This is a genomic window from Salinivibrio kushneri (genome assembly GCF_027286325.1).
In the GTDB taxonomy this organism is placed as follows: Bacteria; Pseudomonadota; Gammaproteobacteria; order Enterobacterales; family Vibrionaceae; genus Salinivibrio; species Salinivibrio kushneri_A.
Genome location: NZ_CP114588.1, coordinates 503,844 through 525,980 on the forward strand (window position 1 = coordinate 503,844; position 22,137 = coordinate 525,980).

The window sequence follows — 22,137 nt, forward strand, 5'->3', positions numbered from 1 at the left end:
TTATCCGTTCTAGGCCATAAAAAAAGCACCTTAAAAAAGGTGCTTTTAACTTATTGATTACATTGAGCGCAAACGTTTGGCTTTTTTTGATATTACCGGTGAGGCGTAAGCATTTGATTTGCTGTGTTATGCACTCAGCTTGCCACTTTTTTCACACCAGAATCTGTCCCTGTAAGGACGATATCTGCGCCGCGATTGGCAAATAGGCCAACCGTCACCACGCCAGGAATGGCATTGATGGCGTCTTCTAATCCTTTTGGATCTTGGATTTTCATATTGTGGACGTCGAGAATGACGTTGCCATTATCCGTGATCACACCCTGACGGTAACACGGGTCACCCCCTAGCTTGAGCAATTCACGCGCGACATAAGAGCGTGCCATGGGGATCACTTCAACGGGAAGTGGAAACTCGCCGAGTACATCCACATGCTTGGTATCGTCGATAATACATACGAACTTTTTGGCGATTGCTGCGACGATTTTTTCACGCGTTAGGGCAGCACCGCCACCTTTAATCATATGATTGCGCGCATTAATTTCATCGGCGCCGTCAACATAGATATCTAAACTTGCCACTTCATTGGCGTCGAGAACCTCAATGCCCAAGGCTTTCAGTCGCTCAGTCGATGCCTCAGAGCTCGAGACCGCGCCTTTGATTTGCTCTTTAATCGGGGCAAGGGCATCAATAAAGTAGTTCACGGTCGACCCCGTTCCCACACCAATGATGCTGCCGGGTTTTACATATTCAACCGCGGCTTCGCCAGTGGCTTTCTTCTTCTCGTCTTGGGTCATGGTAACTCCTGAATCAAAGGGATTGAGCGTGATTATAGCGAAGCCGCGAGATGGCGTCAGGGGCTAGGTCGCGAAATACGTATTGGCCAGTGCCAATGTTGGCTAGGGGTCAAAATATGGGGTAAAGGCACATCCCATTGCTCGGTCGGTAACGTGGGCCATTGCTGGCAATCATGCGCGAGCCCAACCGCGACCGCATCCGGTGCGCATATCCCGAGGGTACGATCATAATACCCGCCTCCCATGCCAAGGCGCTGCCCTTTAGCATCAAATGCCACCAAGGGCGTGGCAATCACCCCTAGTTTTTCGCTGGGTATCAAGGTGCGAATGTCGAGCTGGGGCTCGGCGATCCCATACCCATTAACCCGCATTGGAGTAGTGGGAGTGTAGAGGAGAAACAATAAGTGACCGCGGCTAAAGGGGTGAACGACAGGTAAATAGACATTTTTATTCGCGTCCCAACATGCCTCTATGACAGGCATTGTATCTAGCTCGCCGTCAAAGGAGAGGTACAGGGCAATGTCCGTGGCTTTTTTCACGTCGGGCAGCGCCATAAATCGCTGCGTAACCGTCTGTGCAGCTTGCTTTTGTTGCGCAGGAGAAAGCTGACGACGCGCTTTGCGGATAGTGTGTCGAATGTGTTGTCTAGGCTGCATAACTGTCCTTAATGCTAGCCAAAGGGTGGAGAAGAGGACCCCGGGGTGCCGTTGGGATCGATGGCCCTTGAACCCGCTGGTTCAAGGCGGGTGGGTAGTATAAGCCGTAGGCTTCTCGGTACATGCCGAGCTTGCTCAGTAGCCTATAACAACGCACCCTTGGTTTTGCTTATCGGCTCAGGGACGTAGATCCGCTGACAAACACCCCAGGGAATTGGATTATTCTTGCGATCCTTGCGACGCCATTGCTTTGTCCAGTTGGGACGTCATCAGGGCGGTCCGTTGCGTTACCTGATCTTGTAATGTCTCCAACGACTGTTTGGCATCATTTAATTCATGACAAACATTGAGAGCCGCGATGGCGATTAGCTGCTCTGTATTGGACACTTTAGTGCGCTCAGCCAGCCGATGCAACCGTTGATCGAACTCGCTTGCTGCATCTTTAAGCGCTTGCTCTTGTCCTGGCGGACAATTGACGCGAACAAGACGATCTAGAATTTTAATTTCAACCGGTTGTGTGCTCATAGTCCCAAGCTGGCTCCTCATGCGGCCCGACAGTTCGAGGGCCCAGTACACAGTAATATGGCGCTATTCTAGCAATTATTTCTGCCAATACACTACATCGAAGATCATCCACCGTGTTGGTGCCGGGATTTTAATCAAACATGTTGGCCTCAACCCCTCTATTGTGGCTGGATGGCACGAACAAGCCCTTTGAGCATAAATGTGAATTAGCTCGCGTCTTATCTTCCTTCTTGCTGATGTGATTGATCTTTATCATCGTGATGGACGCGCCCGGGTCGATACACTGCGTGACGCAAATTGGCAGACTTGAGGTCGCTGCTGCTATCAGCCTTTTGATGTCAATATCGGTTTTTTATCGCAGTGATTCAGCCTGCTGGTGTGAAATGCTAAACTGTGTCCTTTCATTTTTTAACGTATGACCAAGGGCAAGATCGTGACTGATACCCGTTTACCCGCTTATGCGACAACAGCAGACACACTGAGTGCGGATAGTTTGGCCGTGACCCCAGCAGAGATGCATGGCTTAATTGCCGGCATGCTCAGTGGCGGCTTAGAGCTGGAAGATGGCAGTTGGCTGACCATGCTGTATGACTATACCCACCAAGGCATGGGGTGGCCGATGGAGTCGAAGACGCTTGCGATGCAAAGTTATCATCAACTGAAAGCACAGCTAACTGGCAGCGATCTGGATTTGGACATTTATGTGCCTGATGACGAACAGTCAGGTGTCGTGGCTCGAGCCGAAGCGTTGGTGGAGTGGATTAATGCGTTTTTAGCTGGGGTGGGACTGATCGGAACCAAAGGTCGTACCTTATCTAAGGACGTGACAGAAGCGTTGGGCGATCTCAAAGATGTGGCTCAGCTTGGCGTCGATGAAGATGGCGACATGCAAGAACAAGCCGAATTACTGGAGCAAGTTGTCGAGCATGTACGTGTGTGCTGCATGGTTGTGCATGCAGAGCTCGGTGCGCGTCCGGATAACGACGACACCCCCAAAACATTGCATTAATCTCAATAAGCGCCTTTCGTCTAAGGCATAGCGTGACTCAGGGTGAGGGATAACGGGGATGAAATCCTACGACATAGTGATCGCGGGTGGCGCGATGGCGGGGGCGACTGCCGCCCTAGCCATAGACACATTAAGCGGGGGTACACTGCGTATTGCCGTGATTGAGGCCATGGTGCCAGACCATCGCGAGCACCCAGGATATGATGCGCGCAGTATTGCGTTGGCACAAGGCAGCTGCGCGGCGTTTTCAAAACTAGGACTCTGGGAGTCACTTGCCCCCTTTGGTACGCCGATTCAGCATATTCATGTGTCAGATAGCGGCCACGCGGGACAAACCCGCATCGATGCTCAGTCGCAAGGCGTTCCGTATCTTGGCCAGGTGATTGAACTGGCCGATGCAGGTGCGGTGTTACACCAAAAGCTGCAAAACCGCCAGGCTATCGATGTGTATTGTCCTGATGCCGTGGTTGCCATTGAGCGTTCCGTCGAGGCGGTAACGGTGCGATTAAAGCAGGGACAATCTCTGACTGCATCCGTGCTGATTGCCGCTGATGGTGGGCGCTCGTCATGTTGCCAGCAGCTCAATATTCCGCGTCAGCAACACGATTTTGGCCAGGTGGCAGTGATTGCCAATGTGTCGACAGCGCTTCCTCATCAAGGTCACGCGTTCGAGCGTTTCACCCAAACCGGCCCCGTCGCCCTTCTTCCCATGTCGCAAGGGCGTTGCTCGTTGGTGTGGTGTATGACAGCCGAGCAAGCAGATGCGCTTATGCCAGTGAGTGATGATGCGTTTGTGCATCGGCTGCAGCAGGTGTTTGGTTGGCGCTTGGGCAAATTGCTGCATGTTGGAGAGCGCCACACATACCCTTTGGTGCTCAACCAAGTGGTTCGCCCGGTGAGTCATCGAGTGGCCGTGGTAGGGAATGCTGCACAAAGCTTACACCCGATTGCCGGACAAGGCTTTAACCTTGGTTTGCGAGATGTCATGACGTTAGCGCACACGCTGACGGAGGCGGCAGCGCGTGGTGATGATATCGGTGCGATGCCAACATTGATGACTTATGCCAAACAACGAATACCAGACCGAGATGCCACTGTGGCATTGACATCAGGGTTGGTTCACCTCTTTTCCAATGACAGTCCGTTCCTCGCTGGCGCGCGTAATGCCGGTTTGGGGCTGATGTCAGCATTAGACTGTGTGAAACAACCGCTAGTGCAACGCACGATAGGATGGGTAGAACCGAGATGAAAATGATCAACGTTGATGTGGCGATTGTCGGTGGCGGTATGGTAGGCCTGACACTGGCCGCCTCGTTAGCCGATACCGATTTACGGGTGTTGGTGATAGAAGGCAAAGCGCCCGATACGACCTTCAGTGATGTCCCTGAAAACCGGGTATCTGCATTGAGCCGCGCCAGTGAAAACATACTTCGTACCCTTGAGGTATGGCCCGGCATTGTGTCTCGCCGCGCCGCCAGCTACCAGCAAATGCGGGTGTGGGAGAAAGACAGTTTTGCTGATATTCACTTTGATGCACAAGCGTTTGGGCAGCAGAACCTTGGTCATATCGTTGAAAACCGTGTGATCCAGTTGGCTTTGCTCGATAAAGTGCAAAAGCAGGACAATGTGACCGTGCTGATGCCGGAGCAATGTCAATCCATGCTACAAGGTGAGAGTGAAACCTGGTTGCAGTTGGCCTCGGGAGGTGGTGTGACCGCTAAGCTAGTGGTGGGGGCGGATGGTGCCCGTTCCTGGGTACGTGAACACGCACAGCTTCCCTTGGTGCAGCGAGACTATGGTCACCATGCGGTGGTGGCGACGGTGCGTACGGCTGAACCGCACCAAGGGGTGGCACGGCAGGTGTTTACGCCGGATGGCCCCCTTGCTTTCTTACCGCTTTCAGACCCGCATTTATGTTCGATTGTTTGGTCTATCCCACCCGAGCAAGCGCGCGATTATGTCGCGATGGCTTCAGAGCCATTTAATCGGGCATTAACCGCCGCGTTTGATGCCAAGCTGGGGTTATGTGAGGTGGTAGGACCGCGCGCCAGCTATCCGCTTACCATGCGTTATGCGCAGAACTTTGCGGCAGAGCGTCTTGCGCTGGTCGGTGATGCCGCGCATACCATTCACCCATTGGCAGGACAAGGGGTGAACCTAGGGATGTTGGATGCCGCTGCGTTGGCGCAGACATTGGCGGCGCTTTCCGCCAAAGGGAAAGACATCGGTCACTATGCGGGGCTGCGTCATTATGAGCGCTGGCGCAAAGCAGAAGCCGTACAAATGATCGCTGCCATGCAAGGATTCCGAAGCTTGTTTGCAGGCGATAACCCCATGAAAAAGCTAATACGGGGCCTTGGCATGCGTGCGGTCAATCATCTACCAGGTGCGAAACAGCCTTTCATGGCACGCGCGTTAGGGTTGGAGGGAGACCTGCCTGAGCTAGCAAAGCCTGCCACGCGCACGGCGACTTTTTCATGATTGCGTGATGGCTGAAATTGGCGAAAAACAGAGAATATGCTAAATACCACAAAGCCCATTGCCAAGTAGGCATGCGTTCGGGTTGTGAGTGAGATGTTGAATGTGCCGATTGACGGTGTGAGTTGTCATTGGGTGTAACAAGGAACAAAATTATGAGTGATATCCCATCTGAATTAAAGTTTACCGCCACACACGAATGGGTGCGCCCCGAGGGGGAAGGCCTATACACCATTGGTATTTCCGATCATGCCCAGGCGCTTTTGGGGGACATGGTGTTTATTGATTTACCCGACGAGGACGACACCTTTGATGCGGGTGATGATTGTGCTGTCGCGGAGTCAGTTAAAGCGGCTTCGGATATTTATGCGCCAATATCTGGTCAGGTCGTGGCGGTTAATGAAGAGTTGGACAGCACACCTGAGCTAGTTAACAGTGACCCTTATGGTGACGGTTGGCTGTTCCAGATCCAAGCAACGGATGAGTCAGAGATTGACAGCTTGCTTGACGCGCAAAGCTATGAAGAAACGCTAGGTGACCAAGACGCCGATTAAAGCTGCAGTTTTAAGCCGAAAAATGTGCAGTGCTAGGCGCATAATCAGAAAGGATCCGCCAGGCGGATCCTTGTTCGTTGTGGCGTCTTTGATTAGCGAGAGGCGGGCAACGACCGGCGATCTTCAGGCTCACCAATGGCTTCTTGATAAACATCTCGAATAAAGCTATTCACCTCTTTCACGGTTTTGTAGTGGCTGATGGTGGCGTGCTCTGGTGGTTTTAACCAACCATTATCAAAATCAAACCGGCCTCTTCCTGCAATATAAACGCGACCCGAGAATAATCGTGTGACATGTTTAGCGACAAGCTTGGGTGAGTAGCGATTAAAAACGCGCATAACCTCTTCTTACTGGTGTGAGTGGCTGTCACCCTATATGGGTGTGAAAACGGCACCGATTGTGAAGTGGGTTTATGTCGTTGTGATGACACTGCCTAAAAAAACATTCATTTCAGCCTACCACAAATCCGCTTGGTTAAAGGCCGCTACGCAGCACGGTTTGGAGCCTAATGCCGGCAAGTCACTGTTAGTAAGCGACTGGGCCAGCCAACCGTGTGGGTAGCTTAATCGATGTGGTGGCACGATCTCGGTAGGGTCGGCAGCGTGAAACCCTAGCTGGGTGTAGAAAGCAGGATCCCCGTAGGTCATCACCGCCTGGTAATCCAATGTGCGTAACTGTTGAAGCCCGGCGCGAATCAATGCTTTTCCATGTCCTTGACGCTGATAATCCGGGTGGATAGCCATCGGGGAGAGCAGCGCAACCTTGTCCGTATGCGGGTAGGTCAACCGTGAGAAAAAGACAGCGCCCACTAACCGCTCACCGTCAATTAGCCCCCAACCATGACAGTCTTCACAGGGCGTTTCACCGAGCAGCTTATCCACCAATTGTCGGATGACTTCACCGGTGTCGGCCCCCTCACTATGCGTGAACGTTTCACTGACCTGTTGCGCCACGTAATCGGGATTAAGGGTCGATAGAGAGACGATGTTCATTAGGTTTCCTTTTGCCAGTGAGACAGGGTTGATGACGCTTTTAGGGAAGCCACGCGCTTGTCGACAATGGTGGTGATCTGATCAATGAGCCACTGCATTTTGGGATGACCGCTCGCTTGATGTCGCCATGCTAGGCCAATATCAAAGCCTGGTACCTCTATAGGGGGCGGGCTGAATACCAGGTGATTAGCATCGTTGAAGGTATCAAGCCGCGCCATAAGCTCTGGCACGGTGCATAATAGTTGTCGCCCTTTTAGCAACTGCCTCACAGTCAAAAAGCGCTGCGATCCCATCACCACTTGTCGATGGTAGCCTAGCGCTTCTAGGCTCGCATCGATTGGGCTAGAGAGCTGGCCGTGTGTGCTTACCAAGGCGTGCGGTGTGGCAACAAAATCAGCCAAGCTGATGGGCGCATCCAGTCCTGTACTTTGAGGGTCAAACAGACACACGTGTTGCTCGCGATATAATACCTGGCTGTCGAGAATATCGCTGTTGTCCGGGATGACTCCGATCACCGCATAGACATCATCATTTTTAATCGCATCTAAGCACTGACGACGGTCAACGGGGCGCAAGCTAAGTTGTGCTAAGGGAAGCTGTTGGTTGAGGGTGTCGAATAACGCAGGTGCGAAGATAAGCTCAGCATAGTCGGTAAGCCCCAGGCGAATTTGGCCGTCAAAATGGATGGGCTCAAAGGCAGGCGGGGTGAGTACATCCGTGGCGAGACTATCCAGCAAGGCGTTTATCTTCGGGGCAATATCCAACGCCCGTGCAGTGGGTACCATCTGGTGTCCACGTCGCTCAAACAAGGGGTCGTCAAGCATCGCACGTAATCGTGACAAGCTATGGCTCATCGCTGATTGACCGAGGGATAATCGCTCCGCTGCGCGAGTCACACTGCGGGTTTCCATCAAGGTGACAAACGTCACTAACAAATTAAGGTCATATTTACGCCATTGTTTTTGCGCCATCCGTTGCGTCACTCCTGAATCTAGCCGTCTTGAGCGCGGCATATGTCGCCGCATCGAGGCTGGCAAAGCGTGATGAGCTCACTCACCTTCACCCATAAACCAGCGTGAGGATCGCCACTGCTGATTGTGACGGTGTCATAACGCCAAATTCGCTCGTCAAACACAACCGCAAGCTCAGGCGATAACCCTACTGGCGCCACTGCGCCTCGCACATAGCCGGTGACGCTCTGCACTTGTTGCTCTGTGGCGAGGGTCATTCGCCGACATTCCAGCAACTGGCGGACTTTAGGCGGGCTCACTTGTTGGTCGCCTGGTACGCAGGCCACCGCATAACGTCCGCCCATATCCCGTAACACCATGGTTTTGAGCATGTGCGACGCACAAATACCGCGTTGTGCAGCGGTGTCTTCTATCGACTGAGTTGCCTGTGACTGCCACAAGACTTGGTAGCCGATATGGGCACTGTCTAGCGTGGCCGTCACCGGTGTTTGCCAATTGGAACCCGCGTTCACGGCTTAATCATTATCCTCAAGTGAATAAGGTAGTGGATCGCGTTGCCAAGCGTGTGATGGCGACTCGGCGAGGCGGAAAGCGGTGTCGTCATCCAGGTTGTTTGGCAGTACAGCCAATACCGTGGCACGGCCATTTGCTTCTCGGTAGCCAGCGATTACCGTCCCTCCAGAACGCCAATTGTCGCCCACCGCACGCTCAATTTTATCCCCTGCGACCGGTGTATGGTCGGCGTGACCGCTGAGTTTGTACATCGCACGCTTATTCATGCCTCGGTACTTGGCTCGCGCGACGGTTTCTTGGCCGGTGTAGCAGCCTTTGGTAAAGCTAATGGCATTCAGCGCTTGCAAGTTTAACGATTGAGGGATGAACTCGCCGCTGGTGGCCTGTTCGATACGCGGTAAGGCGGCATCAATGTCGTATTTGTCCCAGTATTCATGGGTCAGCAATGTCGCTTGGCCTTGATTGACAAACTCAGAGGCAGTGTCAGTATCCACGGCGAGTAACCAGCGGTTTGGCGCAATGCACACCGCGGTGCCTGATTGCCCTTGGCGAACGTTACCTTGAGAACCAACGTGCTCAGCCACCCACTTGTCTGCCTGTGCGCCAACAATACCGAGCAACACGACATCGACTTTTTCAAACGCAATCTTTGAAAAAATGGCGTATTTTTTCACTTCTTGTAGCTGGGTGGCTTCAATTGACGCTGGTTGCACCATGGCCAGTCCGTCTTGGAAGTGGAAAAAGCGCAGCACCGACCAGACTTTACCTTTGGGGTCGCAATGAGCCGCAAGGGTTGATTCGTCCTCACCAAGGCTTGCAATGTCGCAAGTAAGCTGACCTTGCAAGTAGCTTTTTGTATCGTCGCCACTTACTTTGGTGAGCGCCCAGTTATCTAGGGCGACAATAGCAAGTTCGGGTTGTTGGTCACTAGGCTGTGTGTCCGCGGGCTGAAAGGCCACGCTTTGATACCATTCGCTCATATCACTCACGCTCTTGGTTGAGAAAACATAGACTCTGCCCCGTATACTAATCCGGAGCATAAAGCTTGTCAGCCTTTGTATTGTAGGGCTATTGGGGTCTATTGCCGATTAACGCTAGAGAGCTCTCAGATTCGCTGTTTGTTTTCCGGCAAAAGTAGTCGCCTGATGGCGGCATTGATAGTATGCAACCACTGACATCATTGATAGAGGTAAGCAATGGTTAATACCGAGGATAAAGCGCGGGTTCGTTGGGCATGTCGCCGTGGCATGTTGGAGCTGGATGTGTTGGTAATGCCTTATTTTGAAGCCTGTTACGACACACTCAATCAGCAAGAAAAACAAGATTTTGTCGCATTTTTAGAAAGTGCTGATCCGGATCTGTTTGCCTGGTTGATGGGGCATGGTAAACCTGATGACCCCAAGATGAAGTCGGTCGTCGATAAGGTCGTTGCTTATAACCGAAGCAAGTTACGTACATAGCCACCTGCATTGTCCGCGTTATGTCGTTGTCGGGCTGCTTTTACTCGGACTGGCGGTAGCATGGCTGTTGATGGTACATGTTTACCTTCCTCTGAGTGCTCGCGCTGTGCTCGTCATTGGGGTAACGCGAGAATTACGCTGTTTTTATTGGCACCTTGCCACCTATGAAGGCGTGTTTCGTTTTTCCTCCGAAGGCTGGGCCGTATTGCCTCATGGCCAGTGTCGACAGCTGGCCTGCCTTTATGCCACACCTTGGTTACTCGTACTCACCACCCAACCTGATGCCCAGTACCTATATATCTGGCGTTGGGGCATACCAGATTATCACTTTCGTCTTATTTATCGTCACTGTTGTCGGCAAGGTTAGGATAGCGTGTGACATATTTGTGACAAACCGATTGCGTTGCTTTACTTTTTGACGTTATCACCGATATTCAAAAGACACGGGTTAAAAACTCTTTCGCTCAGATAATGCTGTAGGGTCGCTATGAATATTAAACAAAAACTCTTGTCACTCACCGTGATGTCGGTGCTAGCACTGCTTGCGGTTGCCGCCGTTGCATGGAAAGCGGAAACGCGGCTACAAAAAATGCACACGCAGTTAACGACGGTCTCTGATCTTGAAGTCATACTGCTTAACTTACGCCGCAATGAGAAAGACTTTCTCGCGCGCATGGACCCCAAGTACCTCTCCCGTTTTGATAACAACGTTGATGCGTTCAATCAGCTGCTGAGTGATTTCCGCGCCCGCAGTGCTTCGCTGGGTCTGCAAACAGCGACCATTGATAAAGTGAAGAGTGCGATGAAAGGGTATGCCAATGGCTTTCGCGACCTGAGTAAGGGCTACCAAACATTGGGGTTAACTCCTGAGCAGGGGATCCGCGGACAGATGCAAAACGCGAGCAACAAAATGGTAGCGGCAAGCAAAAATGACATTGTGCTTGAGAGTAGCGCCCGCTTATTAGCCGCAGATGCCAAACTGTTTGTACAAAGCAGCAACCTTGACTACATCGACGAATACCAGAGTCAAATGCAAGAGCTCGAAGATTACCTTCGTGGTGACTTGCTGGCTTTGTTTCAAGCGCATCAGGCGCAAGTGGACAAGATTGTCGCCCAGAAAAAGACATTAGGGTTAGCGGCAGATAAAGGCCTACTGGGGCAAATTCGTGGCAAAACGCACCAAGTGGAAGAGATGTTTGATGTGTTAAGTCAAGAATATGAGCAGGCCGTTGAGCAAGCTTTGCGCCAGACAGTGACGTTTACCGGCTCAGTGGTAGTGATCCTTGCATTGATGATGACAGTGATTTCCTTGTGGATGAACCGTGGCATTCAACAACGTATTTATCGATTTAGTGAGCAAATGGCTGCCATCACGCAGCAGCGCGATCTGACCTTACGCGCGGATGAAGATGGGCGCGATGAGATCTCATTGATGGCCAAAGACGTCAACCAAATGCTCACCAGTGTGCAACAAATGGTGGTCGACGTAAGCCGTGCGGTGCAAGCGCTGAATCAAAGTGCAGAGCAGGTGGAATCTCGCACCGAGGAAACAGGCGCTGCCATGGCCACCCAATTAGATGAAACCACTCATGCGGCGACAGCGATGAATGAAATGGAAAGCACCATTCGTGATATCGCGGGCAACACGGATCAAGCAGCAGATAATGCGCGCACCAGCTTAAGCCGTGCGGAGAACGGGCAAAAAGTGGTCGATGATACCAAAGCGATGATCATGACACTGGCAGAAACCCTCAGTAACACCAGTAATGAGGTGCTTGAGCTGAGTAAGCTGTCTGAGACCATTGGCTCGGTGCTGGATGTGATTAAAGATATCTCCGAGCAAACCAACTTGCTGGCGCTTAACGCGGCGATTGAAGCGGCGCGGGCCGGCGAGCAAGGGCGTGGCTTTGCGGTGGTCGCTGATGAAGTGCGACAGCTGGCGACCCGTACTCGCGAATCGACCGATGAAATTTCTGGCATTATCACCTCGTTGCAAGAGCAAACCCAGTCGGTGTCCGAACGCATGGAGCAAAGCCGAGAAGATGGTGAAACATCCGTGGGTAAGGTAGAGGCGGCTTCGCAAGAGCTGTCGCAAATCATGGAAGATATGCAGAATATCATGGATATGAGCACCCACATTGCTACCGCAATAGAGCAGCAGAGCTCGGTGGCGAAGGAAGTCAATCAGAACGTGCACAACATTCAAGATATCGCGCAAAACAGCACGGAACGAGCGAACCAAAATCGCGAAGCGGCACACAAGGTGGCTGAAGAAGCGGCGCACCTTGAGCGTGCGGTGAGAGAGTTTAAAAGCGAATAAGCGCGATAATGTCCAGTAAAAAGGCCAGCCTTATGAGGCTGGCCTTCTTCATTCAGGGCCGAAGGAGTAGTCAAAACCCGCTAACAGGGCTGATCCGGGGTTAATATGGTAGGGCCGGATTGCTCGTTAGGCTCTGGGTAATCAATGGTGTAGTGCAGCCCACGACTTTCTTTTCGTTGCATCGCGCAGCGAACCATTAACTCCGCCACTTGTAGCAAGTTACGTAATTCCAATAGGTTATTTGAGACCCGGAAATTGGCGTAGTATTCGTGTGTTTCTTGCTTAAGTAATTCGATGCGGCGCAACGCGCGTTCTAACCGTTTGGTCGAACGGACAATGCCCATGTAATCCCACATAAAAAGACGTAACTCATGCCAGTTATGCTGGATCACCACTTCTTCATCGGAACAAATCACCTGGCTTTCATCCCATGGCGGCAGGGCAGTATGAGGCTCGATATGATCTGAGTGCGCTTGAATATGTTCCGCAGCTGACCATGCATACACCACGCACTCCAGCAGCGAGTTAGATGCCATACGGTTGGCGCCATGTAAGCCGGTGTAGCTCACTTCCCCAATCGCGTATAAGCCGGGTAAGTCTGTGGTGCCGTTTTTATCCACCATCACGCCACCGCACGTGTAGTGGGCGGCAGGGACAATAGGGATCGCTTCTTTGGTCAGATCGATGCCGTATTGCTTGAGCTTTTCGTAGATGGTTGGAAAATGTTTGATCACAAACTCTGGATCTTTGTGGCTGATGTCGAGATACATACAGTCAGCGCCAAGGCGCTTCATCTCGTAGTCAATCGCGCGGGCCACCACATCACGAGGGGCAAGCTCGCCACGTGAGTCGAAGTCTGACATAAACCGCGAGCCATCTGGGCGTTTAAGGTGCGCGCCTTCACCGCGCAACGCTTCAGTGAGCAAAAAGTTGCGCGCATCAGGGTGATAGAGGCAAGTTGGGTGAAACTGGTTAAATTCCAGGTTGGCGACGCGACAGCCTGCTCGCCATGCCATGGCGATGCCATCACCGGATGATACATCTGGATTGGACGTATATTGGTACACTTTGGATGCGCCGCCTGTCGCAAGCACCACATAGTTAGTGCGCACAGTTTCAACCACTTCTTGGTTTCGGTTCCAGATGTAAGCCCCAAGCACGTGGTTAGCGCCACCTAAGCCAACTTTTTTACGGGTGATAATATCTAGCGCATTGTGCCGTTCGAGCAAGGTGATATTTGGGTGCTGACGGACATTGTCTTGCAGAGAGTTTTGCACGGCCATGCCTGTGGCATCTGCAGTATGCAAAATGCGTCGGTGACTATGACCACCCTCTCGGGTGAGGTGATAACGTGGGGTGTCATCATCGCTGTCTTCTTGATCGAACGGGACACCGCCATCGATTAACCATTGCACACAATCTTTCGCGTTGCGGGCAATAAAATCGACCACGTTTGTATCACAGATACCTGCGCCGGCAATTTGGGTATCTTCGACATGAGACTCGACCGAGTCTTGCTCGTCAAACACCGCGGCAATACCGCCCTGTGCGTAAAGCGTTGCCCCTTCGCTGAGCGGGCCTTTGCTTAATACAATCACCTTGTGGGTTGGCGCTAAGCGAAGCGCCAATGATAAGCCAGCGGCACCACTGCCGATGACTAACACGTCACATTGATGTTCTTGGGTTGTGGTCGTCATGATCCCTAATCCTCTTTCTGCGCCCCCAATGTTACACCAATTTGACGCTGCCGCGCGCGGTAAGATCAAATCCAAGTCGGCTTGGGTGAAAGTTTGCAACCATGGTACGGTTCGGGCGACAATGCCCCCAGCCAAAGACGTTCCCTTTGGCCATTCCGTCACAGTAATGTGATTTAACACATAATAAAACCAACATGGTGAGGAACTTTTCGCCGAGCAGGCTATCGAAACGTGTGCGAAAGCTCGCAAGCGGGTTTAACCGCGCTCTGACAACGTCGGGCCTAGAATTTCGATAATCGGGCGGAAAGATCAACCAAGGAGTAAACGCTCGAATGGGCGAGCAGCTAACCGACCAGGTTCTAATAGAACGTGTACAGAATGGTGACAAGCAAGCTTTCAATCTGTTAGTCGTCAAATATCAGAATAAGGTATGTAACCTTATCGCCCGCTATGTAGGCACACACAGCGGTGATATTCCGGATATTGCGCAAGAGGCGTTTATTAAAGCCTATCGTGCACTGCCGGGGTTTCGTGGCGAAAGTGCGTTTTATACTTGGCTGTATCGCATTGCAGTGAATACCGCGAAGAACCATTTGGTGGCGCAAGGACGACGACCGCCAGGCAGTGATATTGATGCCGACGAAGCAGAAAATTACGAAAGTGGGGGTTCTTTAAAAGAAATATCGAACCCTGAAAACTTGATGTTGTCAGATGAATTGAGACAGGTGGTGTTTTCGACGATAGAAACACTGCCCGACGACTTAAGAACCGCAATTACCTTACGTGAGCTCGATGGGCTCAGCTATGAGGAAATTGCACAGGTAATGGATTGTCCAGTCGGTACGGTGCGGTCGCGTATTTTCCGAGCGCGTGAAGCGGTTGAAAAACGCATCCGACCACTGATGAAACGGTAACGAGTTTTACTGGCTGCATGACGGTGACTTGAATGACGGATAGAGAAAAAATTTCAGCGTTGTTGGATGGCGAATTAGTGGATACCTCAGTGATCCACGACATTGAGCGAGATGATAACGCACAACAGACTTGGAGTGATTTTAGCACCATTCGCGATGTGATGCGTGGTGATGCTCCTAGCTCGTTGCAATGGAACATTGCCGATTCTGTGGCGTCCGCGCTGGAAGCAGAACCTGCTTATCATGGTGATCACCTTGATAGTAATGTGCTACCGATGCACGAGGCGCAACCGCGTCCGGAAAAAGCGCGTCGTCACTTACCAGGGTGGCTGCAACAGCTGACGCAAGTAAGCGTCGCTGCCTGTGTCTCGCTGGCAGTGATTGTCGGTGTGCAGCAGTATAACCAGTCTGAATCGAGCTCGCCGGTGGCCAGTACCCAAACCCAACCACCAGTACTCGAAACCATTCCTTTTGCCGGTGCTGCTGAACCCGTGAGTTTGAGCCGTAATGATTTGCGTGCCACGCCCTCGGAGGCAGAACTGATGGAGCAGCGTCGTCGCGTCAATGCAATGCTCAAAGACTATGAATTGCAGCTGCGCTTGAATAAGGATAGGCTGTCTGATCATCAGACTATGGCACCGTCGACAAGCAGTAATAAACAATGAAAAAAATTCTGATCGGTGCGCTTGCGCTGGTCAGTTTGATGTCAGCGCAAGCCTCGGCCGAACCCTCTGCCGAGGCTTTGTTACATCAAATGGATACCGCAAGCGATACCCTAGATTACGAAGTGTCCTACATCTTGGTAGGTAAAAACAGCCTCGAGCCGCTTCGCTTTCGTCATGCCCAAGTTGGGGAGCATGCCTACGGTCACCTCATGTATCTTAGTGGCCCGCCTCGTGAAGTGATTCGTCGTGGCGGTGAGATCAGCTACTTTGAACCCGGTTACGACCCCTTCACCATTGCCAGTGATCATATGGTGGCACCTTTGCCCACCCTGATTCAGGCCGATATCGATGTACTGGCTAACCACTATGACTTTGTATCGATGGGACATGCGCGTGAAGCGGGGATGGATTGCCAAGTGGTGCGCATTACCCCGAAAGACGGGGAGCGCTATTCGTACGTACTATGGCTAGATGAGAACAGCAAGTTGCCTGTCAGGGCGGATTTGCTCGACCGTGACGGCGACCCACTAGAGCAATATCGCGCCTTGTCGTTAGTGGTTTCACCGCAAATCAGTGCCTCGATGCAAAAGCTGGCGGAGCTTAGCTTGCCGCCGGTACTGACCTTGCCTCAGGCGACGAAGCGATCAGCGCTTGACTGGAAGGTGACTGGGCTGCCTGATGGGTTTGAGCCAGTGTATAGCAATCGCCACCGCTTAATGATGACCAAGCGAGCAGTCGAGAGTCAGATGTTTAGTGACGGTTTGTTCAGTTTTTCGGTGTATCTTGCCAAAGCCGATGATGTCTCGGTTCGCCAGCAAATTGTTCGTCAAGGTCGACGTACACTGCATAGCGTGACCAGTGGCAACGCAGAAATCACCGTTGTCGGCGATATTCCGCCTGAGACAGCCAAACGGGTGGCGGAGTCTGTTCGTATTACTGCTATGCCTGCGAGTCAGTCAAAACAGAAGGTCGAACCATGATCAAAGCATTGGCAGAAGTCACCGGTTACCAAGATGGTTGGTTGTCATTGGCCTGTCAGCAACAAACCAGTTGCGGCAGCTGCCAGTCACAAAGCCAATGCGGTACTGGTATTGTGTCCAAAGCGCTTCCTGGTAAGGTTAAACATCTTAAAGTACGTGCCCCAAAACCCTTACCGGCCGGGACCTTAGTTGAAATCGGCTTGGGGGAGGCGACGTTATTACGTTCCGCCTTATTGGTCTACATGGTGCCTTTGGTGATGATGCTAACAGGGGCACTGCTCGGGCAATTTTTATTCGCCACGCTTGCCGGCAGCGGTGAGGGTGGCGTCATCGCGCTCAGCCTGGGGCTGGGGGCGGTTGGCGTGGGCCTTGCACGTTACCTCGCTCCGCGCATCGGTACCCAAGATCAGCAGCAGCCCCAACTGTTACGCGTGATGGGGGAGCCGGTCTCAGATTTGTCAGTCATAAATACCACACAGCAGGATAGCGACTAGCCACTATTTTCGGTAGAATCCCGCTCACTTGATCTTAGGATCCCATTCTTATTGATAACGAGTAAGTCACACCAACACATGAAGCATATTCGTAACTTTTCGATCATCGCCCATATTGACCACGGTAAGTCGACGCTTTCTGACCGACTGATTCAAGTATGTGGCGGCCTAACTGACCGGGAAATGGCAGATCAAGTTCTTGATTCAATGGATCTGGAACGTGAACGCGGTATCACCATCAAAGCACAAAGTGTGACACTGAACTACAAAGCCAAAGACGGCGATGTGTATCAGCTCAACTTCATCGATACGCCAGGGCACGTTGACTTCTCGTATGAGGTGTCACGCTCGCTCAAGGCGTGTGAAGGTGCTTTGCTGGTGGTCGATGCAGGACAAGGGGTTGAAGCACAGACGCTGGCCAACTGCTACACCGCCATTGATATGGACCTAGAAGTAGTGCCTGTTCTGAATAAAATTGACTTGCCGGCTGCTGATCCTGATCGCGTGGCGCAAGAAATTGAGGACATTGTCGGTATTGAGGCCATTGACGCCACCCGCTGCTCGGCGAAAACCGGCATCGGCGTTGATGATGTCCTTGAAGATATTGTACGCCAGATCCCGCCACCTGAAGGCGATCCTGAGGCGCCAACCCAAGCACTGATTATCGACTCTTGGTTTGATAAATACCTCGGCGTGGTGTCTTTGGTGCGCATCCGTGAAGGCTCGCTGAAAAAAGGCGACAAAGTGAAAATCATGAGCACGGGCCAGGAATGGAACGTGGACAGCATTGGCATCTTCACGCCTAAGCGTAAAGAGCTTAATGGCCTGCAAACCGGTGAAGTTGGCTGGGTGATCTGTGGGATCAAAGATATCCTCGGCGCACCAGTGGGCGATACCATCACCCATGCTAAAAATGGCTGTGAAAAACGCATTGAAGGTTTCCAGCAAGTGAAGCCGCAAGTATATGCAGGGCTTTTCCCAATTTCATCGGATGATTACGAAAGCTTCCGTGATGCCTTGGATAAGCTGAGCCTCAACGATGCTTCTTTGTTCTTTGAGCCGGAAAGCTCGGCGGCACTGGGCTTTGGTTTCCGTTGTGGTTTCCTTGGCATGCTGCACATGGAAATCATCCAAGAGCGGTTGGAGCGCGAGTATAACCTCGATCTTATCACCACGGCTCCGACTGTGGTGTACGAGGTGACTCAAAATGATGGCGAGGTCATTTACGTCGACAGCCCATCCAAACTGCCACCTATCAATGATATAGAAACCATTGGTGAACCGATCTCGCGCTGTAATATTTTGGTGCCGAGTGAATTTGTCGGTAACGTCATTTCACTGTGTGTCGAAAAGCGTGGTGTGCAGGTCGATATGGTCTATCACGGCAACCAAGTGGCGCTGACCTATGACATTCCGATGGCTGAAGTGGTCCTCGACTTCTTTGACCGGATTAAATCGACCTCACGTGGTTACGCATCGTTAGATTATAACTTCGAGCGCTATGAAGTGTCTGATATGGTGCGAGTGGATATCCTCCTAAACGGTGAACGCGTCGATGCGTTGGCGATCATCACTCACCGTGCTCACGCCCAGCCGCGTGGTCGCGAGTTGGTGGAAAAAATGAAAGAGTTTATTCCTCGCCAACAGTTCGATATTGCTATCCAAGCCTCGATTGGCAACCATATTATTGCCCGTTCGACGGTGAAACAGCTACGCAAAAACGTGACCGCGAAGTGTTACGGTGGTGACGTGAGCCGTAAGAAGAAACTTCTGCAAAAGCAAAAAGAAGGTAAAAAGCGAATGAAGCAGGTCGGTAATGTCGAACTGCCGCAAGAAGCCTTTTTGGCCATTTTGCACGTGGGCAAAGATAAATAACGACGGATTCCATTATGGCCAATACGTTTTCTTTGATTTTAGTGCTGGTGACCTTGGTCACCGGCATTGTTTGGGCGTTAGATAAATACCGTTGGGCACCGCGCCGCCGCCAAGCGGCAGGGGAAACCCTCAAGGTGTCAGCGCGTGAACTGGATGCCGAGCAAGTGGCAAAAGTGGCGCCTCAACCGAGTTGGGTTGAAAATATGGCGTCTATTTTTCCAGTGATCGCGGTGGTACTGGTACTGCGCTCGTTTATTTATGAGCCGTTTCAAATTCCATCTGGGTCGATGATGCCCACCTTACTGGTAGGGGATTTTATCTTGGTGGAAAAGTTTGCCTATGGCTTACGTGATCCGGCTTTTCATACTGAAATTGTCGAAACCGGCAAACCAGAGCGCGGTGATATTGTGGTGTTTAAATATCCGCCTCAACCCAATATCGATTACATTAAGCGCACGGTCGGGCTGCCCGGTGATACCGTGGTGTATGAAGACAAGCGCCTGTGTATTCAGCCGAAGGGTGAATCCCAGTGCCAGCCAGTGCCGATTGATGACATCCAGCCAAGCGAGTTTGTTCAAGCGGGTATTAACTTGGTACAAGCGCAGGAGCAACTGGGTGAACAACCTCACCAGATCCTTGTCCACCCGAAAAAACGTGACCGCGTGAGTGCATACCAGCCACGTCCAGGCGTCAACCGCTGGGTCGTGCCAGACGGGCACTATTTTATGATGGGTGACAACCGTGATAACAGCGCAGATAGCCGCTTTTGGGGCTTTGTCCCTGAGCGTAATCTAGTGGGTAAAGCCGTTGCTATCTGGGTCAGCTTTGAATTTGAGCGCCCCAGTGATAGCTGGCTACCGTCGTGGGTACCGACAGGCATTCGCTTTAACCGTATTGGTGGAATTGATTAATTCTGGACTATGATGACAAAACTAACAGATAAGTTGCAGCGTGATATCGGCTACCAATTTAGCAACGCTGCGTTACTCGAATTGGCGTTAACGCACCGCAGTGCCAATGGCACCCATAATGAGCGTCTCGAATTTCTGGGCGACTCGATTTTGAGCTTTGTGATTGCCGAGGATCTTTACCACCGTTTTCCGAAAGTGGATGAAGGCGACATGAGCCGAATGCGTGCCACCTTGGTGCGTGGTAACACCTTGGCGGAGATCGGACGTGAGTTTTCTCTGGGCGAAGTGATGCGCCTTGGCCCAGGAGAACTTAAAAGTGGCGGGTTTCGTCGTGACTCGATTCTCGCTGACGCCGTGGAAGCCTTGATTGGCGCGATCTTTTTGGACAGTGATATCAACCGAGTGCAGGAGATCATCCTGCAGTGGTATCAACACCGCCTCGAGACCATTGAGCCTGGCGCGAGTCAAAAAGATCCGAAAACCCGATTGCAAGAACACCTGCAGGGTAAGCGCAAACCCTTGCCGTCCTATACGGTGATGAAAGTGCGTGGTGAGGCACACAACCAAGAATTTACCGTAGAGTGCCAAGTATCAGGACTGGAGTGTTCTGTGATAGGAAAAGGTAGCAGCCGTCGCAAGGCAGAGCAAGCGGCTGCAGAACTCGCATTACAGAAGTTAACATAATGACTGATACACAGCGCTGTGGCTTTATTGCCATTGTAGGCCGTCCGAACGTCGGCAAATCAACATTACTGAACCGCTTAGTGGGGCAAAAGCTGTCGATCACTTCGCGGAAACCGCAGACCACACGTCACCGCATTATGGGGGTCGATACCCGTGATAACTATCAAGCGGTATACGTGGATACCCCAGGGCTGCACATCGAAGAAAAGCGCGCGATCAACCGATTGATGAACCGTGCGGCGAACAGCTCATTAACCGATGTCGAACTGGTGTTATTTTTGGTCGATGGCACCCATTGGACCAAAGACGATGAGATGGTGCTCAACAAGTTAGCGCGCTCTGGTCTGCCAACGGTGTTGTTGGTCAATAAAGTCGATAATGTGAAAGAGAAAACCGAGCTTTTTCCACACCTTCAAACCTTGTCGGAAAAGATGGAGTTTGTTGACGTGATCCCGGTGTCCGCGAAACATGGCACCAATATCGATGTGGTTGAACAGAAGGTGCGCGACGCGTTACCGGAAAGTGAGTTTTACTTCCCTGAAGAGTACGTCACAGACCGCTCTCAGCGCTTTATGGCCTCTGAAATTATCCGCGAAAAGCTGATGCGCTTTACCGGTGAGGAGCTGCCTTACTCGGTCACCGTCGAAATTGAGCGCTTTGACTACAACCCAGAAACGGACGGCTTTCATATCAATGGTTTGATCTTGGTGGAGCGCAATGGCCAAAAGAAAATGGTCATTGGTAAAGGCGGCGAAAAGATCAAGCGCATTGGCCGTGAAGCGCGTCTAGACATGGAAGAGCTGTATGAGCGCAAGGTTTACCTTGAGCTTTGGGTAAAAGTGAAGTCAGGTTGGGCCGATGATGAACGCGCGCTACGCAGCCTCGGTTACATCGACGATCTCTAAGTAACCCACTGATTCAGGTGCCCATGCCAGGAGGAGAGAGTGAGTGGACGGGTTTCAACGTGGCTTTGTATTGCATACGCGCCCTTACAGTGAATCCAGTCTGCTGTTAGACATTTTTTCTGAGCATGAGGGTCGCGTTACTCTGCTTGCCAAAGGGGCGCGGCGGCCACGCTCGGCGATACGAGGTGCATTGCAGCCCTTTACCCCATTACTGCTCAAATGGGGCGGACGTGGTGAGCTGCGCACTTTACGCAGTGCCGAAGCCACAGGCCTCGCCTTGCCGCTATCAGGCAATGCCTTGTATTCCGGCTTCTATCTCAATGAGCTGGTGATGCGCGTACTGGAGCCTCACACGCCGTACCCTGCGCTATTTCATGACTATGTGACCGCACTGACCCAGCTGGCTCGCTACAGTAACCCTGAGCCAGCCCTGCGTTGTTTTGAACTCGCGTTGTTAGAAGCCTTGGGCTATGGCGTTGATTTTCTTCATTGTGCTGGCAGCGGTGACCCGATTAACGATAACATGACGTACTTATATCGCGAGCAGCAAGGCTTTGTGGCATCGATTATGAAAAGCCAACACCGGCAATTTACGGGGGCTGACCTGCGGGCGTTGGCGACACGCCATTTTGAAACCGTCGAACAGCTACGTGCCGCCAAGCGTTTTACTCGCATGGCGCTCAAGCCTTATCTTGGCCCCAAGCCGCTCAAAAGCAGAGAATTGTTTAGAAGGAAATAAT

General features: G+C 51.9%; 25 protein-coding genes and 1 other RNA gene. 16 read left to right on the forward strand and 10 right to left on the reverse strand.

The window, feature by feature from the left end:
* Positions 1–134: 134 nt before the first annotated feature.
* From rpiA to zapA, 4 genes are all read right to left on the reverse strand, one after another.
* The gene (gene rpiA / locus N8M53_RS02475; protein ID WP_269579359.1) at positions 135–794 is read right to left on the reverse strand and encodes a ribose-5-phosphate isomerase RpiA; all 660 of its coding nucleotides are present in this window, start codon (positions 792–794) and stop codon (positions 135–137) included.
* A 56-nt stretch (positions 795–850) separates the two neighbouring features.
* Positions 851–1,450, reverse strand: a complete 600-nt coding sequence (locus N8M53_RS02480) for a 5-formyltetrahydrofolate cyclo-ligase (RefSeq protein ID WP_269579360.1) — start codon at positions 1,448–1,450, stop codon at positions 851–853.
* A 33-nt stretch (positions 1,451–1,483) separates the two neighbouring features.
* Positions 1,484–1,666, reverse strand: a non-coding RNA gene (gene ssrS, locus N8M53_RS02485) — 6S RNA.
* 3 nt (positions 1,667–1,669) lie between these two features.
* On the reverse strand, positions 1,670–1,975 hold the full coding sequence (gene zapA / locus N8M53_RS02490; RefSeq protein ID WP_269579361.1) for a cell division protein ZapA: 306 nt from the start codon (positions 1,973–1,975) through the stop codon (positions 1,670–1,672).
* A 433-nt stretch (positions 1,976–2,408) separates the two neighbouring features.
* Between zapA and N8M53_RS02495 the strand changes: the two genes are divergently transcribed.
* The 4 genes from N8M53_RS02495 (at position 2,409) to gcvH (ending at position 6,016) form a co-directional block, all read left to right on the forward strand.
* Positions 2,409–2,984, forward strand: coding sequence for a UPF0149 family protein (locus tag N8M53_RS02495; RefSeq protein WP_269579362.1), 576 nt, complete (start codon positions 2,409–2,411; stop codon positions 2,982–2,984).
* Between the two features lie 58 nt (positions 2,985–3,042).
* On the forward strand, positions 3,043–4,233 hold the full coding sequence (ubiH, locus tag N8M53_RS02500; protein ID WP_269579363.1) for a 2-octaprenyl-6-methoxyphenyl hydroxylase: 1,191 nt from the start codon (positions 3,043–3,045) through the stop codon (positions 4,231–4,233).
* Entirely contained in the window at positions 4,230–5,465 is a 1,236-nt protein-coding gene (locus N8M53_RS02505) for an FAD-dependent 2-octaprenylphenol hydroxylase (RefSeq protein WP_269579364.1), read from the forward strand. The genes ubiH and N8M53_RS02505 overlap by 4 nt, the downstream gene beginning before the upstream one ends.
* A gap of 161 nt (positions 5,466–5,626) precedes the next feature.
* Positions 5,627–6,016, forward strand: coding sequence for a glycine cleavage system protein GcvH (gcvH, locus tag N8M53_RS02510; protein ID WP_332301571.1), 390 nt, complete (start codon positions 5,627–5,629; stop codon positions 6,014–6,016).
* A 92-nt stretch (positions 6,017–6,108) separates the two neighbouring features.
* On the opposite strand, the gene N8M53_RS02515 is transcribed toward gcvH, so the two are convergent.
* The 5 genes from N8M53_RS02515 to ygfZ form a co-directional block, all read right to left on the reverse strand.
* The gene (locus tag N8M53_RS02515) at positions 6,109–6,354 is read right to left on the reverse strand and encodes a DUF1107 domain-containing protein (RefSeq protein WP_269579366.1); all 246 of its coding nucleotides are present in this window, start codon (positions 6,352–6,354) and stop codon (positions 6,109–6,111) included.
* 117 nt (positions 6,355–6,471) lie between these two features.
* On the reverse strand, positions 6,472–7,008 hold the full coding sequence (locus N8M53_RS02520) for a GNAT family N-acetyltransferase (RefSeq protein ID WP_269579367.1): 537 nt from the start codon (positions 7,006–7,008) through the stop codon (positions 6,472–6,474).
* Complete coding sequence (locus N8M53_RS02525; RefSeq protein WP_269579368.1) at positions 7,008–7,979, reverse strand: LysR family transcriptional regulator; 972 nt, start codon at positions 7,977–7,979, stop codon at positions 7,008–7,010. Before N8M53_RS02525 ends, N8M53_RS02520 begins: the two co-directional genes overlap by 1 nt.
* A gap of 20 nt (positions 7,980–7,999) precedes the next feature.
* Positions 8,000–8,491, reverse strand: coding sequence for an aminoacyl-tRNA deacylase (locus N8M53_RS02530; protein ID WP_269579369.1), 492 nt, complete (start codon positions 8,489–8,491; stop codon positions 8,000–8,002).
* A 3-nt stretch (positions 8,492–8,494) separates the two neighbouring features.
* Positions 8,495–9,472 carry a tRNA-modifying protein YgfZ gene (gene ygfZ, locus N8M53_RS02535; protein ID WP_269579370.1) on the reverse strand — a complete coding sequence of 326 codons (978 nt, stop codon included), beginning with the start codon at positions 9,470–9,472 and terminating at the stop codon, positions 8,495–8,497.
* A 216-nt stretch (positions 9,473–9,688) separates the two neighbouring features.
* Between ygfZ and N8M53_RS02540 the strand changes: the two genes are divergently transcribed.
* The 3 genes from N8M53_RS02540 to N8M53_RS02550 all read left to right on the forward strand — a co-directional run bounded on the left by N8M53_RS02540 (position 9,689) and on the right by N8M53_RS02550 (position 12,272).
* On the forward strand, positions 9,689–9,952 hold the full coding sequence (locus N8M53_RS02540; protein WP_269579371.1) for a succinate dehydrogenase assembly factor 2: 264 nt from the start codon (positions 9,689–9,691) through the stop codon (positions 9,950–9,952).
* Positions 9,921–10,319, forward strand: coding sequence for a hypothetical protein (locus N8M53_RS02545; RefSeq protein WP_269579372.1), 399 nt, complete (start codon positions 9,921–9,923; stop codon positions 10,317–10,319). Before N8M53_RS02540 ends, N8M53_RS02545 begins: the two co-directional genes overlap by 32 nt.
* Positions 10,320–10,439: 120 nt before the next feature.
* The gene (locus N8M53_RS02550; RefSeq protein WP_269579373.1) at positions 10,440–12,272 is read left to right on the forward strand and encodes a methyl-accepting chemotaxis protein; all 1,833 of its coding nucleotides are present in this window, start codon (positions 10,440–10,442) and stop codon (positions 12,270–12,272) included.
* An 80-nt stretch (positions 12,273–12,352) separates the two neighbouring features.
* Here the strand turns inward: N8M53_RS02550 and nadB are convergent, their stop codons facing one another.
* Positions 12,353–13,969: an L-aspartate oxidase gene (gene nadB / locus N8M53_RS02555; RefSeq protein ID WP_269579374.1), complete on the reverse strand. Its 1,617-nt coding sequence runs from the start codon at positions 13,967–13,969 to the stop codon at positions 12,353–12,355.
* A 332-nt stretch (positions 13,970–14,301) separates the two neighbouring features.
* On the opposite strand from nadB, the gene rpoE reads away from it, so the two are divergent.
* The 9 genes from rpoE (at position 14,302) to recO (ending at position 22,136) form a co-directional block, all read left to right on the forward strand.
* Positions 14,302–14,883: an RNA polymerase sigma factor RpoE gene (gene rpoE / locus N8M53_RS02560; RefSeq protein ID WP_046074081.1), complete on the forward strand. Its 582-nt coding sequence runs from the start codon at positions 14,302–14,304 to the stop codon at positions 14,881–14,883.
* Positions 14,884–14,915: 32 nt separating this feature from the next.
* On the forward strand, positions 14,916–15,548 hold the full coding sequence (locus tag N8M53_RS02565) for an RseA family anti-sigma factor (RefSeq protein WP_269579375.1): 633 nt from the start codon (positions 14,916–14,918) through the stop codon (positions 15,546–15,548).
* Positions 15,545–16,528 carry a sigma-E factor regulatory protein RseB gene (rseB, locus tag N8M53_RS02570; protein WP_269579376.1) on the forward strand — a complete coding sequence of 328 codons (984 nt, stop codon included), beginning with the start codon at positions 15,545–15,547 and terminating at the stop codon, positions 16,526–16,528. The genes N8M53_RS02565 and rseB overlap by 4 nt, the downstream gene beginning before the upstream one ends.
* Positions 16,525–17,022, forward strand: a complete 498-nt coding sequence (locus N8M53_RS02575; protein ID WP_269579377.1) for a SoxR reducing system RseC family protein — start codon at positions 16,525–16,527, stop codon at positions 17,020–17,022. Before rseB ends, N8M53_RS02575 begins: the two co-directional genes overlap by 4 nt.
* 78 nt (positions 17,023–17,100) lie before the next feature.
* Complete coding sequence (gene lepA, locus N8M53_RS02580) at positions 17,101–18,897, forward strand: translation elongation factor 4 (RefSeq protein WP_269579378.1); 1,797 nt, start codon at positions 17,101–17,103, stop codon at positions 18,895–18,897.
* A gap of 14 nt (positions 18,898–18,911) precedes the next feature.
* Positions 18,912–19,808 (forward strand): signal peptidase I, encoded by an 897-nt coding sequence (lepB, locus tag N8M53_RS02585; protein ID WP_269579379.1) that lies wholly within the window; start codon positions 18,912–18,914, stop codon positions 19,806–19,808.
* 12 nt (positions 19,809–19,820) lie between these two features.
* Positions 19,821–20,492, forward strand: coding sequence for a ribonuclease III (gene rnc, locus N8M53_RS02590; RefSeq protein ID WP_269579966.1), 672 nt, complete (start codon positions 19,821–19,823; stop codon positions 20,490–20,492).
* Positions 20,492–21,397 carry a GTPase Era gene (gene era / locus N8M53_RS02595; RefSeq protein WP_046074087.1) on the forward strand — a complete coding sequence of 302 codons (906 nt, stop codon included), beginning with the start codon at positions 20,492–20,494 and terminating at the stop codon, positions 21,395–21,397. Before rnc ends, era begins: the two co-directional genes overlap by 1 nt.
* Positions 21,398–21,440: 43 nt before the next feature.
* A complete protein-coding gene (recO, locus tag N8M53_RS02600) occupies positions 21,441–22,136 on the forward strand; it encodes a DNA repair protein RecO (RefSeq protein WP_269579380.1) in 696 nt (231 codons plus the stop codon).
* The last annotated feature ends 1 nt before the right edge of the window (position 22,137 follow it).

Coding starts and splice junctions, on each gene's coding strand:
- rpiA (WP_269579359.1), bottom strand. CDS start 794: ATGACCCAAGACGAGAAGAAGAAAGCCACTGGCGAAGCCGCGGTTGAA.
- N8M53_RS02480 (WP_269579360.1), bottom strand. CDS start 1,450: ATGCAGCCTAGACAACACATTCGACACACTATCCGCAAAGCGCGTCGT.
- zapA (WP_269579361.1), bottom strand. CDS start 1,975: ATGAGCACACAACCGGTTGAAATTAAAATTCTAGATCGTCTTGTTCGC.
- ubiH (WP_269579363.1), top strand. CDS start 3,043: ATGAAATCCTACGACATAGTGATCGCGGGTGGCGCGATGGCGGGGGCG.
- N8M53_RS02505 (WP_269579364.1), top strand. CDS start 4,230: ATGAAAATGATCAACGTTGATGTGGCGATTGTCGGTGGCGGTATGGTA.
- N8M53_RS02515 (WP_269579366.1), bottom strand. CDS start 6,354: ATGCGCGTTTTTAATCGCTACTCACCCAAGCTTGTCGCTAAACATGTC.
- N8M53_RS02520 (WP_269579367.1), bottom strand. CDS start 7,008: ATGAACATCGTCTCTCTATCGACCCTTAATCCCGATTACGTGGCGCAA.
- N8M53_RS02525 (WP_269579368.1), bottom strand. CDS start 7,979: ATGGCGCAAAAACAATGGCGTAAATATGACCTTAATTTGTTAGTGACG.
- ygfZ (WP_269579370.1), bottom strand. CDS start 9,472: ATGAGCGAATGGTATCAAAGCGTGGCCTTTCAGCCCGCGGACACACAG.
- N8M53_RS02540 (WP_269579371.1), top strand. CDS start 9,689: ATGGTTAATACCGAGGATAAAGCGCGGGTTCGTTGGGCATGTCGCCGT.
- N8M53_RS02550 (WP_269579373.1), top strand. CDS start 10,440: ATGAATATTAAACAAAAACTCTTGTCACTCACCGTGATGTCGGTGCTA.
- nadB (WP_269579374.1), bottom strand. CDS start 13,969: ATGACGACCACAACCCAAGAACATCAATGTGACGTGTTAGTCATCGGC.
- rpoE (WP_046074081.1), top strand. CDS start 14,302: ATGGGCGAGCAGCTAACCGACCAGGTTCTAATAGAACGTGTACAGAAT.
- N8M53_RS02565 (WP_269579375.1), top strand. CDS start 14,916: ATGACGGATAGAGAAAAAATTTCAGCGTTGTTGGATGGCGAATTAGTG.
- rseB (WP_269579376.1), top strand. CDS start 15,545: ATGAAAAAAATTCTGATCGGTGCGCTTGCGCTGGTCAGTTTGATGTCA.
- N8M53_RS02575 (WP_269579377.1), top strand. CDS start 16,525: ATGATCAAAGCATTGGCAGAAGTCACCGGTTACCAAGATGGTTGGTTG.
- lepA (WP_269579378.1), top strand. CDS start 17,101: ATGAAGCATATTCGTAACTTTTCGATCATCGCCCATATTGACCACGGT.
- lepB (WP_269579379.1), top strand. CDS start 18,912: ATGGCCAATACGTTTTCTTTGATTTTAGTGCTGGTGACCTTGGTCACC.
- rnc (WP_269579966.1), top strand. CDS start 19,821: ATGACAAAACTAACAGATAAGTTGCAGCGTGATATCGGCTACCAATTT.
- era (WP_046074087.1), top strand. CDS start 20,492: ATGACTGATACACAGCGCTGTGGCTTTATTGCCATTGTAGGCCGTCCG.